The following is a 13248-nucleotide window of genomic DNA, read 5'->3' on the forward strand; positions in this document are numbered from 1 at the left end:
GAGTAATGGATGAAAGCGACCCTGTTGTTCACCGGCCTGCTCTTGCTGACAGGATGCGCCGGCCAGCAGCCTGAAGGGTTCGGACACCTGTTCGGCACCTCGAGCTGCGGCAAGCCGAACGCCGATCAGCAACTGGCGCTGAACCTGGCGGACGAGATGCTCAACGATGGCCGCCCGCATGCCAGCCTGGCGCACCTGGAGCAGTTGCCCAACACCCTCGACCAGGTACGCTTGCGCAAGGCCAGGGTCTCGCGCTTGTTGGGGCGTAGCGAAGCAGAACCGCTGTACCGCAGCCTGCTCGGCGGCTGCCTCGCGGCCGAAGGTGAACATGGCCTGGGCCAGCTCGCCTCGGCCCGGGGCGATGACGTGCAGGCCTTGCAGAACCTGCAGCGTGCGGCGCGTCTGGCCCCCACCGACGAGCGGGTTCGCAACGACCTGGGTGTGGTGCTGATGAGCATGGGCCGGTATGAACAGGCACGGTTCGAATTCCTGACCGCCATCGAGCTCAAGGATGACAACCCGCTGCCCGCCGTCAACCTGGTGACCTTGGCGCTGCTGCAGGACAACTGGCAGCAAGCCACCGACCTGGTCGGCCGCCTGCGGCTCAAACCGGCGCAGTTTGCCCAGGCCCAGGCACGCGCCAGCCAGATCAAAGCCACAGGACGCGGGCCGATAGCTTCGGCCAGTGGCGCAGGTGTGATGGTCAACTGAGCAAAGGAGAAGGTCATGATCAGGTATGTGATGCTGCTGGCCTGCTGCACCGGTATTACCACGGCCTGGGCAGAGGATTACCCACGCCAGCAACCGCCTGCGCTGACGGCAACCGAAGCGCTGCTGCGAGTGCAGTCCAGTGGCGAACAGGCGTCCACGCGCCTGCAGGTGCAGACGGCGCGCGAGCGTGATCTGTCCAAGCAGCGCTGGCTGGAAACCTACAAGTACGCCATTCCGGATTTCTATCGCTGGACCAAGATGACTGAGTCGAACAACTGACCGGGCCTGGCGATCTCACTGCAGGCACGCGCTGGTCAGCAAAAAACCCACCAGCACAAAGGGCGCGAAAGGCTGCTTTTCAGCCCCCTGCCCTGCCCTGCGCCGCGCCCACCGTCGCAACAGCGCCCAGACCAGCAAGGTGCCGCCGGCGCCGATGAACGTACCGAGCACGTAGTCCTGGCTGGTGGCCAGCCCCAGCGCGCCGAGCAACTTGACGTCGCCGGCACCGAAACGCCCCATCGCGTAGCCGGGCAACGTGAGCAGCAACACAATCGCCAGTGCCCAGCCGGCATCACTGGCCCGGGCGCCGATCCAGCTATGCCCGGTAACCGCCAGCCACACCAGCGCACAGGCTGCGACGCCCAGGGTCAGAAGGTTGGAAATCTGCCGTTCGCGGACATCTTGCCGGCTGCACAAGGCAAGCCACAGCAGCAGGGCGATACTGGATATTGGCAATTGGCCATCCCTGTTCGTCGAAGGCTTCTATGCTGTAACTCAGGACTCCTCGTCAGGGTAGACGCAATCATGCAAGCAGGCCCGGTAGCACGGCAAAAAGGCGCGGCAGCCATCGAGTTCGTCGCCGTCTTCATGATCTTTTTCACAGTGTTCTACGGCCTGGTCAGCTACACCCTGCCAATGCTGATGCTGCAATCGTTCAACCAGGCCAGCAGCGAGGCCGTGCGCCGCTGCGTGGCTCTGGACCCGAGCAGCGAGACCTATGACGACGATGTACAGGCGCTTGCCCATGCAGTGATCCGCGAGCAGTTGGCCTGGATGCCTGAGGCACTCGACTTCCAGCCGGCCGATGCACAGGTGAGCGTGGATGATGACAAGCTGCTGAAGGTGACGATCAATTATCCGAAAAGCAAACTGCACAAGGTGCTGCCGCTGCTGGTGATACCGCTGATTGGCGAAGTGCCCCGCCTGCCTGAGAGCTTGCAGGCCGAAGCGAGCCTGCAACTGTGAGTGGCCTGTTCGATCGCTGGCTGGGCAGCCATGGCGCAGAGCCCGCCGCGCAGGTGCCGCATGCCGTGGGCCTGCAGGTGTGGCTGGACGATCAGGGGCATGTGCTGCGCCTGGCCGGGCCCTTGCGCACGCTGCTGGCCGTACCCAGCCACGCGCAGGCGCGGGTGCACGACTACCTGTATCGGCACAGCTGGCTGGCCCTCGAAGGTGTGCCCGCCGATTGGCAAGGGCAAGCACTGGACCTGGATTTTCATACCGTGCACGGCCAGGCCCTGCAGACCCGTGGCTGGCTGCAACACCAGGCTGTCGGCTGGATGCTGCAGCTGTTCGATATCAGCGACCTGCTGCGCCAAGGCGCTCAGCAGGAGCAGTGCCTGACCTTGCGCCAGCTGGCCGCAGACGTCGGCCAGGCCGTGCGTGACTGCAGCGAAGACTGGCTGACGCAGACGACCGCCGAGCAACTGCTGCGCCTGGCCGAGCACTGGCATGCCGGCTCGGTACGCCTGATGTTGGCGGACCCATCGGGCTGGCGGGCGCATACCTGCAGCGAAAGCGACTGGCCTTGGCCCGATGACCAACGCCTGCAGCCGTGGCTGCAGGCACTTCCCGCCCATTTTCAGCAGGTCGCGCCTGACTTGCCGCACTGGCGGGCGACGTGCGCTGGGTTGCCGCTGTTCCTTGTGCCTTACAGCCACGGCCATGAGGTACAGGCCTGGTTGCTGTGTGCGGGCGCGCCATCGGTGCCTTCACCAGAGGCGGCCAAGGCGCTCTTGCAAGCCTTGCTCGAGCCGCTGCTCGCGCGCCTGCGGCAACACCAGCTGCAGCAGCGCTCGCGCCATCTGGACGAGCTGCAACAGCAACTGGGCGCAGGCTGGTGGCAATGGCCGGGGCAAGGGCAGCTGCATTTCGATCCGGCCCTGGCCGCCAGCCTTGGCCTGCCCAGTGCGGTGAGCATCGAGCAATGGCTGGCGCGCCTGCACCCGGCTGATCGGGAGGCTGCGCAAATGGCCCTGGAGCAGCTGCGCAACGGTGTGGCATTGAGCTTGAACGTGCGGCTGCTCGAAGCCGACAGTGGCGCGGCGCCTCGCTGGCTGCACTGGGTCGGGCAGTTGCACGGCGGCCAGGGGCACGGCTTTGTGCTCGACATCAGCGCACTGAAAGCCCAGGAGCTTCAGGCCAGCGCCGCGCGCGCCCGGCTGGAGAACCTGATCGCCAGTTCGCCTGCGGTGATCTATATCCAGCGCTGTTGCGAGGGCGCGTTGCACAGTGAGTTTTTCAGCGCCAGCCTGACGCCGATGCTGGGCTGGCCCAAAGATAGCGAGCTGGCGCGCCATCCAGGCCAGGCGGTACACCCGCACGACCGGGCGCTATGGCTTGAGCGAACACGTACGCTGCTGCGCGATGGCCAGGTCCGCAGCCGCTATCGCCTGCGCGACCACTTGGGTGGCTATCACTGGGTGCTGGACGAAGCCCGGCTGTTGCGTGACGACCTTGGCCAGCCGGTCGAGGTGGTCGGCCTGTGGCTGGATGTCAGCGAAGCGACCGAGGCAGCCGAGCGTGTGCGCCAGAGTGAGGAACGCTACCGGGTGCTGGTGGAGGATTCACCCGCGATGATCTGCCGCTACACCCCGGACCTGCAGCTGCTGTTCGGCAACCGGCCGCTCGCCGAACAACTGGAGTGCGCACCTGAGCAACTGAGCGAGATGAACCTGGGCCAATGGATGTCCGACAGCCAGCGCCTGTCGTTTCTGCAACGCCTGGCCGACCTTACCCCGGAGCAGCCGCTGGGCAGCGCGGAGATCTGCCTGCAACTGCCAGGGCACAGGCATGCCTGGTGGGTGTGGGCCGAGCGTGGGCTGTTCGATGAGCAAGGCCGGCTGCTGGAAGTGCAGGCAGTGGGGCGCGACAACACGCAGGTAAGGCAAAGCCAGCAACAATTGATGCAGGGCGCCAAGATGGCCACGCTCGGCGAGTTGGCGACAGGGCTGGTGCATGAAATCAACCAGCCGCTGAACGTGATGCGCCTGGCCATTGCCAACACCCTCAAGCGCGTGGAAAGCGGGGTGGTCGAAGTCGAGTACCTGACAGGCAAGCTGCAGCGCATCGATGCACAGGTGGGGCGCGTGGCCAGGCTGGTGGAGCATATGCGCACCTATGGGCGGCGCTCCACGCTTGAGCACCAGGTGTTTGCAGCCTGGACTGCGGTGGATGGCGCAGTGGCGTTGCTGGCTGAAGGGTTGCGCGGCAAAGGTGTGGCCTTGCAAGTCGAAGAGCCGGATTTCTGCCCGGAGGTGCAAGGGCATGAGGACCAGCTCGAGCAGGTGCTGATCAACCTGATGGTCAACGCCCGGGACGCTTTGCTCGAGCGTCAGGTGGCCAGCCCACGGATCGGCATCTGCCAGTGTATCGAGCAAGGGCAACTGTGCCTGCAGGTGGAAGATAACGCCGGCGGTATCGACCCACGCCTGATCGAGCGCATCTTCGAGCCGTTCTTCACCACCAAGCCTGCGGGCGTGGGTACCGGGCTGGGGTTGTCGGTGAGCTTCGGCATCGTCGAAGCCATGGGCGGCAGGCTCGAAGCGCTCAATGGCGTTGACGGTGCCTGCTTCCAGGTGTTGCTGCCCATCTACAACACCAACTGAGCACGGCCGGTGGAACAACTGAGGTTGGCGCCGACGTCGGTATTGACCAGGTCGATTCCCAGAACCTTCAGCAGCACATTGACCAACGGGTCGATCAGGGGGCTGAGCAACCCTCTTATCAAGGGTTCGATGATGCCTTTGACCGTACCGAGTACATTGCCGGCGATCACCAGTACATCGCCGAGGCCACTGTTGGCGGTGGGTTTGAAGGCCTGGAGCTGGACGCCCAGCAAGGTGTCGCTGAGGCTGCCGACCACGTTGTCATTGACCGGGCGCATGTTCAGGTAGGCGGCGGGCTGCCCGATATTGGGCGGTTCGCTAACCGGGCCCTGGAACACCAGCGAGTGCTCTACCGGGCCACTGCCCAGCAGCTTGCTGTCGACCCGCAGGCCAAGGCCGCCACCGGCGTAGGGTATTCGGCTTTGGCAAGTTCCGAGTATCAGCAGCTTGGTGCAGCGTTTGGTGCCGATATCGATCAATGGCAGCGCCTTGACTGCGGTAGTGCCGGTGGTGAAGAACGCGTCAGTGGATTCGAAGCGCCCCACCGCCAGCTTGGCAGCAGCGCTCTGGGCCTGGACGGTCAAACGCTTGGGCGAGCATCTGAACGTGTCAGGAGACTGCGGGTCGAGGCGTGCCGTGGCTTCGGCGACCTGAAGGCCAATGTTCAGCTGAAGCTTGTCAGGCACGAGCACGATATCGGTCACGGTGCACGGCACACCCAACAGGCATAGCACCGACTCCAGTGTCGAAGCCAGGTTCAGGCTGAGCAGGTTGTTGAGCACGTTGGTCAGTGGCGAGGCCAGGTCGAGCACCGCATTGACCAAGCCGAAGACCGTGCTGAGCAGCGGCAGGTCGAGCGAAATCATCGCCCGTACCTGAGCCGTGTGAACCCTCAGTTCATCCGTACGCGGATCGCCGACCGCCGAGACCTGTTGCGGCTCGATCACCTTCAGCCGCACCCGACCGTTGATCAGGCCGAGCACGCTAATCGGCAAGTCGGCAGTGGCTGCGCTTTCGCTCGCAGCCAGCTGGATCACCCCCTGCACCAGTTGCAGCAGCTGGATGCTGGCGTCCAGCCCCGCTTGGGCAGTACCGTTCTGAATATCGAGAATGTCGCTCAGTTGCAGCAACGTGCTGTTGCCGGCCCCCAGGGCGACCTTGCCCAGGTTGGTGACAACATCGGCGGCGGCACCGCTTTGCTCAAGTACCTTGACCGCCGCTTCCAGCAATTGTGTGGCGGTGGCGTCGGCATTGAGCAGTTGCTCGTAGTCGCCAACGGTCAATTGCAGGTCGACAGCCAACTGCTCGAGGTAGTTGAGCAGGTTGAGGTCGGTTGCGGCTATGCCTTTCCAGCCTGCGAGGCCAAGCTGCACGTTGCCTCCCAAGGCGCCGAGCAGGCCATCGAGCAACACCGACTGTTGCGAATCCACCGTAGCCAACGTAGTGCGAATGCTCAGCATGGCCTGTGGCGGCAATGCCTTGGACGCCACCGCATGGGCCTGCAGGGTGGTGGTCAGGGGAGCCCCGCCACCTTGGGTCAGGATGTAGATGCCGGCGGCAAAACTGGTGGTGACTGTGTTGCTGACATCGACCCGTATCGCTTCGTTACGGGCATTGTCGCTGGTAAACGTGCGCAGGCTATTGGCACCGGTCTGCAGGTAACCGCAACTGGCCACCAAGGGGCTGCCAGGCGTGTGGCCGTTGCGGGCCGCGGCTACGCTGGCGATGGCCGTGGCCTGTGGGCCACTGCCCGTGCACACGGCAGACTGGCCTGCAGCTTCAAGCGCGGCCATGTCGGCGATGCGTTGCAACTTGCGCTGCTCAAGGTAAAGACGGCCGCTGTCGACCACTACCAGCATGAAAAGCAAGGCCAGGGCCAGTGTGGTAACCGCCATCAGGCCGATCGCGCCACGCTGGCGGGCAGCGGAAGAGGGAACCACGGGCACTCCTTTGCAGGCCAGAGGCCAGCCATCGCGGCTTTGGTCACAGGAGTGTAGTCACAATAGTGGCTAATTGCCTTGCCCTGGGGCGCGAGGGCTACCGATCAAATGCCCTGAACCAACCCGGCATCTACCCGGTCAATTCCTGCAATCACCTATTGCGGGCCCAGACCATGAACAATCCATTCGAACAGATCAGCGCCGCCTTCGCCCCCGAGTACCGCGTAAACCTGAGCATCGAGCGCCTGGACGGCAGCATCATGCTGACACTGTCCGATGATGCCGGGGTGGTCGCCAAGCGCCTGATAACCCAGGCCCAGCGCAACGACCCGGTGCGCCTGCAGCGGGTCATCGACAGCATTCGCCTGGGCTTGGCCATCGAACTGGGGCAGAACCCTTTGCAGGTACTGGCCGCCCTCACCCGCGACCCGCGCCAGCAGCCAGGTCACTCCATCGCCAACTGACGGCTACTTGCCCTCTTCCACTGCCTTGCCATTGGCGTCCAGCACCTTGGTCGAGGGGTAACGGTACGAGGCGTAGCGCACCACCAGGATCGAAAACGCCAGCAGCAGGATGCCCCCGCACAGGTACAGCAGGCCCTCATCCGGCGCCTTGTGGTGCGACACATCACCGATCAGCAGGCGGGTGAGCGCGGTGATCGCCACATACAGCAGAAAGCGGATAGGCATGTGGTTGGTCTTGAAATAGATCCCGACCATCGCCCCAAGCTCCAGGTAGATGAACAGCAGCAGGATGTCATCGACGCTGATGCCGCCCTTGCCGAGCATGTCCAGGAACGTCATCACCGCCGCGTAGGCGGTAATGGCGCCGATGCCGAACAGGGCAAGGTAGTGAAACCCCTCTACACACAGATTGCCCAGCGAGTCGGCCGAGCCATGCAGGCCCTTGCGCAGCTTTTCTGCCCATTTGATGTTCACGATGTGCGATTCCCCGATACGACATGAAGGATGATGCGTCACGCGTGTGACGCTTGTGCCATGCAGTTAAAGGGCCAGGCCCCTGCTTTGGAAGGCGGCAGATTGCCGCAAGGCACCTGTGGGCTACGCTTTTTTGCGGCACGGGTTGCACCTGAGGTGCGATTGCTATTACTGTATGCGCATACAGTTATCGATAAACCAACCGCAAAAAGGCACAGAGGTGATGAATGGCCGTCGAAGTGGTGTACCGCAGCAGCCGCGACCCGGAGCGCTTGTTCATGGATAAGGCCGAAGCTGATCGTCACGACAAGATGCTCGAACTGGCCGAGCGCCTGGCCGAGGTGCTGCACAAGGCGGTCCCGTCGCTGACCGAGCAGCAGGTCGAGGAAGCCGGCATTTACATGGCGAAGAACCGCGACGTGTTCGCGCGGGCATTCAAGAGCCAGCCGGACGCGTTGGGTGAGTTGTTGCAAGGTGACGCTGCAGAATGATGTCGACGGCCGGGCCGCCGTGCGGCTTCAGCCGTATAGCAACCGCTCCGCCAGCATTTGCGCCACACGGGCGGGCGAACGCTTCTCGGCCTGAGCGTGAGCGAACACCTCGGTCAGGCGCGTCGGGATCCGTGCCAGGTGCGCGGTGATGGTGCCCAGCTCCTCGCCGCGGTGCTTCATTGCCACGTAGATCAAACCACCGGCATTGATCACGTAGTCCGGAGCATAAAGAATCCCGCGAGCCTCCAGCTGGTCAGCAACCTGCAAGGTGGTCAGCTGGTTGTTCGCCGCCCCTGCCACCGCAGCACAGCGTAATTGCATCACCGTCTGGCCATTGAGCACCGGGCCCACGCCACACGGCGCAAAAATATCGCAGGGCGTACTGATCAAGGCATCGTTGGTCACCGGATGGGCGTTGAACTGCTCCACCGCCAGCCGCACCCGACCGGGGTCCAGGTCACTCACCAGCAACTCGGCACCTGCTGCGTACAATTGCTCGGCCAATGCGTAACCCACATTGCCCAGGCCTTGCACCGCAATGCGCAAGCCTTTGAGGTCGCTGCTGCCCAGGCGGGCCAGGCAGGTTGCACGGATACCGGCGAATACCCCCATGGCCGCATGTGGCGAGGGATCACCCGAGGCCGTTGTGCTGGTCACATGGGGCGTACTCTGGGCGATGCAATCCATGTCCAGCGTGGAGGTGCCGCTGTCCACAGCGATGATGAAACGCCCCTGCAGGGTATCGACGAAGTGCCCCAGCGCCTCGAACAGCGCCGCGCGGTTTTCCACGTGCGGGTTGCGCATGACCACCGCCTTGCCACCCCCCAACGCCAGCCCGGCCAGCGCCGCCTTGTAGCTCATGCCTTGCGCCAGGCGGATGGCATCGGCCATGGCGCTCTCGTCGTCGGCGTAGGGCAGGTAGCGGCAACCTCCCAGCGCCGGGCCTCTAATCTCGTTATGAATGGCCACCACAGCCTTGAGGCCGGTTTTCGGGTCGGTGAACAGGTGCAGTGACTGAGTGCGGGTGCTTTGCATCAGCGCGAACATCGGCGGGCTCCCCTGGGAGGTGCTCCTAGCAGTATAGGCATCCACATGCACGCCAAGCTGCGACCGGACCACTGGACGAATCACGACGCCAGCGCTATTACTCAAGGGTATGCGGAGATGCCCCCATGAACCCACGCCAAGCCTGCCTGGCCTGCCTGGAACGCGAACCGGTCGCCTTGCTGGAAGCTGCCTTGTGGATTGCCGCCGAGCACGATCGCAAGGTCGAGCCCGCAGCCAGCCTTGCCAGCCTGCACCACCTGCAAGCCGAAATCAGCGCCAGCCTGCCGATGCTGCCGGTGTGCGAGCTGGCTCAGCCACTGCTGCGCCAACTCAATGCGCTGGGCTTCCAGCAGGATGAATTCCACCCACTGCGCCCGCAGGCAGCACTGATGGACAAGGTTTTGCTGCGCCGCCGGGGCCAACCGCTGGCGCTGGCCATCATTACCCTGGAGCTGGCCCGGCGCCTGTCCATAGCGCTGGAGGGTGTGGCATTCCCAGGGCACTTTCTGCTGCGCGTACCCGGTGCCGATCACCTGCTCGACCCTTGCGGTGGCCGGCGCCTGTACCCCAATGATTGCCGCGAGTTGCTGGCCCGCCAGTTTGGCCCGCATGTGCCGCTGACAGCCGAGCACCTGCGCACGGCCAGCCCGGCCCAGATGCTGCAGCGCCTTTCGCGTAATTTGCGCCAGCTGCATATCAGCAATGACAACCACCTGGCCGCGCTGGTCGACGCCGAACGGGTCATGCAACTGGGCCCGGTGCAAGTCAGCGACTACATGACCCGCGCCTCGCTCTACCAACACCTCGACTGCCCGCAGGCCGAACGCTTCGACCTGGAGCATGCCTTGCTGCTCACCGAGGACCCGGTCCAGCGCCTGAAGCTGTCCGAACGCATCGGCCAGCTACCGCTGGCGAACCGTTCGATTCACTGAAGCGGTGTATCCGGCTGGCAGGACGGGTGCGCCTTGGCGAATGCAGCATGCCTGGCGGCCAATGCCGCAACCCGGCGGATACGCGGATAGCTGCCAAGGTCGATGTTGAATCGCTCGGCGGCATACAGTTGCGGGACCAGATAGACGTCTGCCAGCCCCGGCGCCTCACCAAAGCAGTAGCCATCATCGCCGATCAGCTGCTCTACAGCCGCCAGGCCTTGGCCAATCCAGTGGGCAATCCACTGGTTGACCTTGGCCTCGTCATGGCCCAACTGGCGCAATTGGTTGAGCACACTGACGTTGTGCAACGGATGGATATCGCAACCGATGATCGCCGCCACACCGCGCACCCTGGCCCGTGCTGCAGCGCCACGGGGCAACAGCGCAGGCTGTGGATAAACCTCTTCCAGGTACTCGATGATCGCCGGCGACTGCACCAGCAGCTGGGCATCGTCGGTGCGCAGAGCCGGTACCCGGCCCTGCGGATTCACCGCTACATACTCGGTACCGCGCTGCTCGCCCTTGAGCAGATTGACCGGCAGGGCCTGGTAATCCAGGCCCTTGAGCGCCAGGGCAATGCGCACCCGGTAGGAAGAGGTGGAACGGTAGTAGGTGTACAGCTCCATTGCCCTGCTCCCTCAGTTGGCGGCGATGATCTTGCCGCGGCACTCACCAAAGCCGATGCTGGCCACGCCATCACGCTTGCAACGGGCACGCAGGATGATCTCATCGCCATCCTCGAGGAACTTGCGCTGCTCGCCACTGGCCAGCTCCACCGGCTGCTTGCCACCCAAGGTGGTCTCCAGCAGGCTGCCGTAGGCGTCGGGCGAAGCGCCGGACAGCGTGCCCGAACCGAACAGGTCGCCTGGCTGCAACTGGCAGCCGTTGACACTGTGATGGGCAATCAGCTGTGCCACGGTCCAGTACATGTTCAGGGTGTTGCTCAGCGCCAGGCGGTGGGCCGGCAAGCCCTGCTCACGCATGCGCTCGGTGATCAGCAGCACTTCCAGCTCGATGTCGAAGGCGCCATTGGCCTGGTCACGTGGGTCAAGCAGGTAGGGCAACGGTTGTGGATCACCTTGCGCACGCGCCGGTTGGGCGCAGCGGAAAGGCTCCAGGGCCTCGGCGGTGACCACCCAGGGCGACAGCGTGGTGATGAAGCTCTTGGACAGGAACGGCCCCAGCGGCTGGTATTCCCAGGCCTGGATATCACGCGCCGACCAATCGTTGAGCAGGCACAGGCCAGCCAGGTGCTGGTCGGCTTCAGCGATCGGAATCGCCTGCCCCATCTCGTTACCCCGGGCAATCCAGATACCCAGTTCAAGTTCGTAATCCAGGCGCGCACACGGGCCGAAGCTCGGTTCGGTGTGCCCGGCGGGCAGCGTCTGGCCCTTGGGGCGGCGTACATCGGTGCCTGACGGGCGCAGCGTCGAGGCGCGGCCGTGGTAGCCGATCGGCACGTACTTGTAGTTGGGCAGCAGTGGGTTATCGGGGCGGAACAGCTTGCCGACGTTGGTAGCGTGCTGGATGCCTACGTAGAAATCGGTGTAGTCGCCGACTTTGGCTGGCAGGTGCAACTGGCAATCGCCGGCAGGATGCAGCGCGCCCTTGAGCACAGCCTGATGCTCGCTGTGTTCGCCCAACAGCGCCAGCAACCGCTCGCGCAACGCCACGCGGGCCTCTCGGCCGAGGGCGAAGAAGGCGTTCAGCGCACCACCACGGGTAGCCTCCACGGCGGCCTTGGCCTGGCCCTCGAACAGCCCGGCAGCCAGCACGGCCTCCAGGTCAAGAATCGCATCACCGATGGCAACGCCGCAGCGCAGCGTTTCACCTGGGCGGCTGAAGATGCCCAGCGGCAGGTTCTGCAGCGGGAAGTCGCTGTGCCCGTTGGCGTGCTCGACCCAACTACGGGCAATGGCGGACTGGTTCATGGGTTATCTCCGGTTCGGGTTGAAGGTGCTCGGCAAGGTGGCCCAGCAACTATCGTAGTCGGCCTGCAACTGCGGGCACTCGAGCGCCTGCAGGCTCGGGCGCAGCACTTGGCTGGTCTCGAACATGAAGGCCATGGTGTTGTCGATCTTGTGCGGCGCAAGGTCGGCGGCAATGGCTTTTTCGCAGGTTTCGGCATCGGGCCCGTGGGCGCTCATCACCCCGTGCAGCGAAGCGCCACCGGGCAGGAAACCTTCGGCCTTGGCATCGTAGGCACCGCTGATCAGGCCCATGAATTCGTTCATCAGGTTGCGGTGGAACCACGGGGGACGGAAGGTGTTCTCGGCCACCATCCAGCGCGGCGGGAAGATCACGAAGTCCATGTTGGCCAGACCATGCACGCTGGTCGGTGACGTCAACACGGTGAAGATCGACGGATCGGGGTGATCGAAGCTGACCGTGCCGAGGGTGTTGAAACGACGCAGGTCATACTTGTAGGGCACGTTGCTGCCGTGCCAGGCGACCACATCCAGTGGTGAGTGCTGCAGCTCACAGGCCCAGTGTTCGCCCAGGAACTTCTGCACCAGCTGCACCGGGCCTTCAGCCTCCTCGTAGTGCGCTACCGGGGCCAGGAAGTCTCGGGGGTTGGCCAGCCCGTTGCTGCCGATCGGGCCCAGGTCCGGCAGGCGCAACGGCGCGCCGTGGTTCTCGGCAATGTAGCCCCGGGCCTGGCCATCAGGCAGTTCGACGCGAAACTTCATGCCGCGCGGTACCACGGCGATTTCCTGCGGCTCGACCTCCAGCAGCCCCAGCTCAGTGGCGATGCGCAGGCGGCCCTGCTCCGGCACTATCAGCAGTTCACCGTCAGCGTTGAAGAACACCCGTTCCATCGAGCGGTTGGCGCAGTAGATATAGACACTCACCCCCGCCGGTTTGTCCGCAGCCGAATTGGCCACCATCGGCAGCCAGCCTTCGATGAAGTCAGTCGGTTCAGTTGGGAGCGGTTGAGGGTTCCAACGCAGGCGATTGGGGGTGACGCCGCCCAGCGGCCCGTTCAGTGGCTGACGCGCCAGCCGTTCAAAGCGCGGGTGCAGGGCGGACGGGCGAATGCGATACAGCCAGGTCCGGCGCAGTTCGCTGCGCGCCATGGTGAACGCCGTACCCGACAGTAGCTCGGCATACAGGCCGTAGGGGGCCTTCTGCGGAGAATTTTGCCCGACGGGCAGGGCCCCGGGCAGGGCTTCACTGGCGAACTCATTGCCGAAGCCGCTCAGGTACTGAAGGTCGGGCGACGTGTCGCGGTTCATCGATGCCTCCGGATTTTGTTTTTATCGTAATCAGATTACGAATAACGTAATTTGCTCCGTGCAACC

The 13248-nt window shown here is 64.1% G+C and carries 14 protein-coding genes; 7 read left to right on the top strand and 7 right to left on the bottom strand.

Features of this window, described 5'->3' with window-relative positions:
* Positions 1-9 precede the first annotated feature (9 nt).
* The gene (locus NGJ21_RS08245) at positions 10-711 is read left to right on the top strand and encodes a tetratricopeptide repeat protein (protein ID WP_046784779.1); all 702 of its coding nucleotides are present in this window, start codon (positions 10-12) and stop codon (positions 709-711) included.
* Between the two features lie 15 nt (positions 712-726).
* Complete coding sequence (locus NGJ21_RS08250; protein ID WP_012312770.1) at positions 727-990, top strand: DUF3613 domain-containing protein; 264 nt, start codon at positions 727-729, stop codon at positions 988-990.
* A gap of 15 nt (positions 991-1005) precedes the next feature.
* Here the strand turns inward: NGJ21_RS08250 and NGJ21_RS08255 are convergent, their stop codons facing one another.
* A complete protein-coding gene (locus NGJ21_RS08255; protein ID WP_115275473.1) occupies positions 1006-1440 on the bottom strand; it encodes a prepilin peptidase in 435 nt (144 codons plus the stop codon).
* A gap of 75 nt (positions 1441-1515) precedes the next feature.
* On the opposite strand from NGJ21_RS08255, the gene NGJ21_RS08260 reads away from it, so the two are divergent.
* Together NGJ21_RS08260 and NGJ21_RS08265 are read left to right on the top strand one after the other, a co-directional pair.
* Complete coding sequence (locus NGJ21_RS08260) at positions 1516-1956, top strand: TadE/TadG family type IV pilus assembly protein (RefSeq protein ID WP_039603864.1); 441 nt, start codon at positions 1516-1518, stop codon at positions 1954-1956.
* Positions 1953-4598, top strand: coding sequence for a PAS domain-containing sensor histidine kinase (locus NGJ21_RS08265; protein WP_251962005.1), 2646 nt, complete (start codon positions 1953-1955; stop codon positions 4596-4598). The genes NGJ21_RS08260 and NGJ21_RS08265 overlap by 4 nt, the downstream gene beginning before the upstream one ends.
* Here NGJ21_RS08265 and NGJ21_RS08270 read toward each other — a convergent pair.
* Positions 4583-6538 (bottom strand): pilus assembly protein TadG-related protein, encoded by a 1956-nt coding sequence (locus NGJ21_RS08270; RefSeq protein ID WP_251962006.1) that lies wholly within the window; start codon positions 6536-6538, stop codon positions 4583-4585. The two genes, NGJ21_RS08265 and NGJ21_RS08270, sit on opposite strands and share 16 nt — an antisense overlap.
* Before the next feature lie 173 nt (positions 6539-6711).
* On the opposite strand from NGJ21_RS08270, the gene NGJ21_RS08275 reads away from it, so the two are divergent.
* Positions 6712-7002: a DUF3509 domain-containing protein gene (locus NGJ21_RS08275; RefSeq protein ID WP_046784955.1), complete on the top strand. Its 291-nt coding sequence runs from the start codon at positions 6712-6714 to the stop codon at positions 7000-7002.
* Between the two features lie 3 nt (positions 7003-7005).
* Here NGJ21_RS08275 and NGJ21_RS08280 read toward each other — a convergent pair whose 3' ends face one another.
* A complete protein-coding gene (locus tag NGJ21_RS08280) occupies positions 7006-7476 on the bottom strand; it encodes a phosphate-starvation-inducible protein PsiE (RefSeq protein WP_115273586.1) in 471 nt (156 codons plus the stop codon).
* A gap of 227 nt (positions 7477-7703) precedes the next feature.
* Here NGJ21_RS08280 and NGJ21_RS08285 point away from each other — a divergent pair, with 227 nt between their 5' ends.
* The gene (locus NGJ21_RS08285) at positions 7704-7967 is read left to right on the top strand and encodes a YebG family protein (RefSeq protein WP_046784740.1); all 264 of its coding nucleotides are present in this window, start codon (positions 7704-7706) and stop codon (positions 7965-7967) included.
* Between the two features lie 27 nt (positions 7968-7994).
* Here NGJ21_RS08285 and NGJ21_RS08290 read toward each other — a convergent pair whose 3' ends face one another.
* On the bottom strand, positions 7995-9014 hold the full coding sequence (locus NGJ21_RS08290) for a Glu/Leu/Phe/Val dehydrogenase family protein (protein ID WP_046784739.1): 1020 nt from the start codon (positions 9012-9014) through the stop codon (positions 7995-7997).
* 125 nt (positions 9015-9139) lie between these two features.
* Between NGJ21_RS08290 and NGJ21_RS08295 the strand changes: the two genes are divergently transcribed.
* The gene (locus NGJ21_RS08295) at positions 9140-9946 is read left to right on the top strand and encodes a SirB1 family protein (protein WP_046784738.1); all 807 of its coding nucleotides are present in this window, start codon (positions 9140-9142) and stop codon (positions 9944-9946) included.
* Here NGJ21_RS08295 and maiA read toward each other — a convergent pair.
* The 3 genes from maiA to hmgA are packed head-to-tail and all read right to left on the bottom strand — an operon-like array spanning position 9940 to position 13182.
* A complete protein-coding gene (gene maiA, locus NGJ21_RS08300; protein WP_174142302.1) occupies positions 9940-10572 on the bottom strand; it encodes a maleylacetoacetate isomerase in 633 nt (210 codons plus the stop codon). The two genes, NGJ21_RS08295 and maiA, sit on opposite strands and share 7 nt — an antisense overlap.
* A gap of 12 nt (positions 10573-10584) precedes the next feature.
* Positions 10585-11877 (bottom strand): fumarylacetoacetase, encoded by a 1293-nt coding sequence (gene fahA / locus NGJ21_RS08305; protein ID WP_046784736.1) that lies wholly within the window; start codon positions 11875-11877, stop codon positions 10585-10587.
* Positions 11878-11880: 3 nt separating this feature from the next.
* Positions 11881-13182, bottom strand: coding sequence for a homogentisate 1,2-dioxygenase (gene hmgA, locus NGJ21_RS08310; protein ID WP_012312745.1), 1302 nt, complete (start codon positions 13180-13182; stop codon positions 11881-11883).
* Between the last annotated feature and the right edge of the window lie 66 nt (positions 13183-13248).

The organism is Pseudomonas sp. Marseille-Q5299 (genome assembly GCF_943737035.1).
Taxonomy (GTDB): domain Bacteria; phylum Pseudomonadota; class Gammaproteobacteria; order Pseudomonadales; family Pseudomonadaceae; genus Aquipseudomonas; species Aquipseudomonas putida_E.

What these genes read in the sequence shown, in the direction of transcription:
- NGJ21_RS08245 (WP_046784779.1), top strand. Translation starts at nt 10, where the DNA reads ATGAAAGCGACCCTGTTGTTCACCGGCCTGCTCTTGCTGACAGGATGC.
- NGJ21_RS08250 (WP_012312770.1), top strand. Translation starts at nt 727, where the DNA reads ATGATCAGGTATGTGATGCTGCTGGCCTGCTGCACCGGTATTACCACG.
- NGJ21_RS08260 (WP_039603864.1), top strand. Translation starts at nt 1,516, where the DNA reads ATGCAAGCAGGCCCGGTAGCACGGCAAAAAGGCGCGGCAGCCATCGAG.
- NGJ21_RS08275 (WP_046784955.1), top strand. Translation starts at nt 6,712, where the DNA reads ATGAACAATCCATTCGAACAGATCAGCGCCGCCTTCGCCCCCGAGTAC.
- NGJ21_RS08285 (WP_046784740.1), top strand. Translation starts at nt 7,704, where the DNA reads ATGGCCGTCGAAGTGGTGTACCGCAGCAGCCGCGACCCGGAGCGCTTG.
- NGJ21_RS08290 (WP_046784739.1), bottom strand. Translation starts at nt 9,014, where the DNA reads ATGTTCGCGCTGATGCAAAGCACCCGCACTCAGTCACTGCACCTGTTC.
- NGJ21_RS08295 (WP_046784738.1), top strand. Translation starts at nt 9,140, where the DNA reads ATGAACCCACGCCAAGCCTGCCTGGCCTGCCTGGAACGCGAACCGGTC.
- maiA (WP_174142302.1), bottom strand. Translation starts at nt 10,572, where the DNA reads ATGGAGCTGTACACCTACTACCGTTCCACCTCTTCCTACCGGGTGCGC.
- fahA (WP_046784736.1), bottom strand. Translation starts at nt 11,877, where the DNA reads ATGAACCAGTCCGCCATTGCCCGTAGTTGGGTCGAGCACGCCAACGGG.
- hmgA (WP_012312745.1), bottom strand. Translation starts at nt 13,182, where the DNA reads ATGAACCGCGACACGTCGCCCGACCTTCAGTACCTGAGCGGCTTCGGC.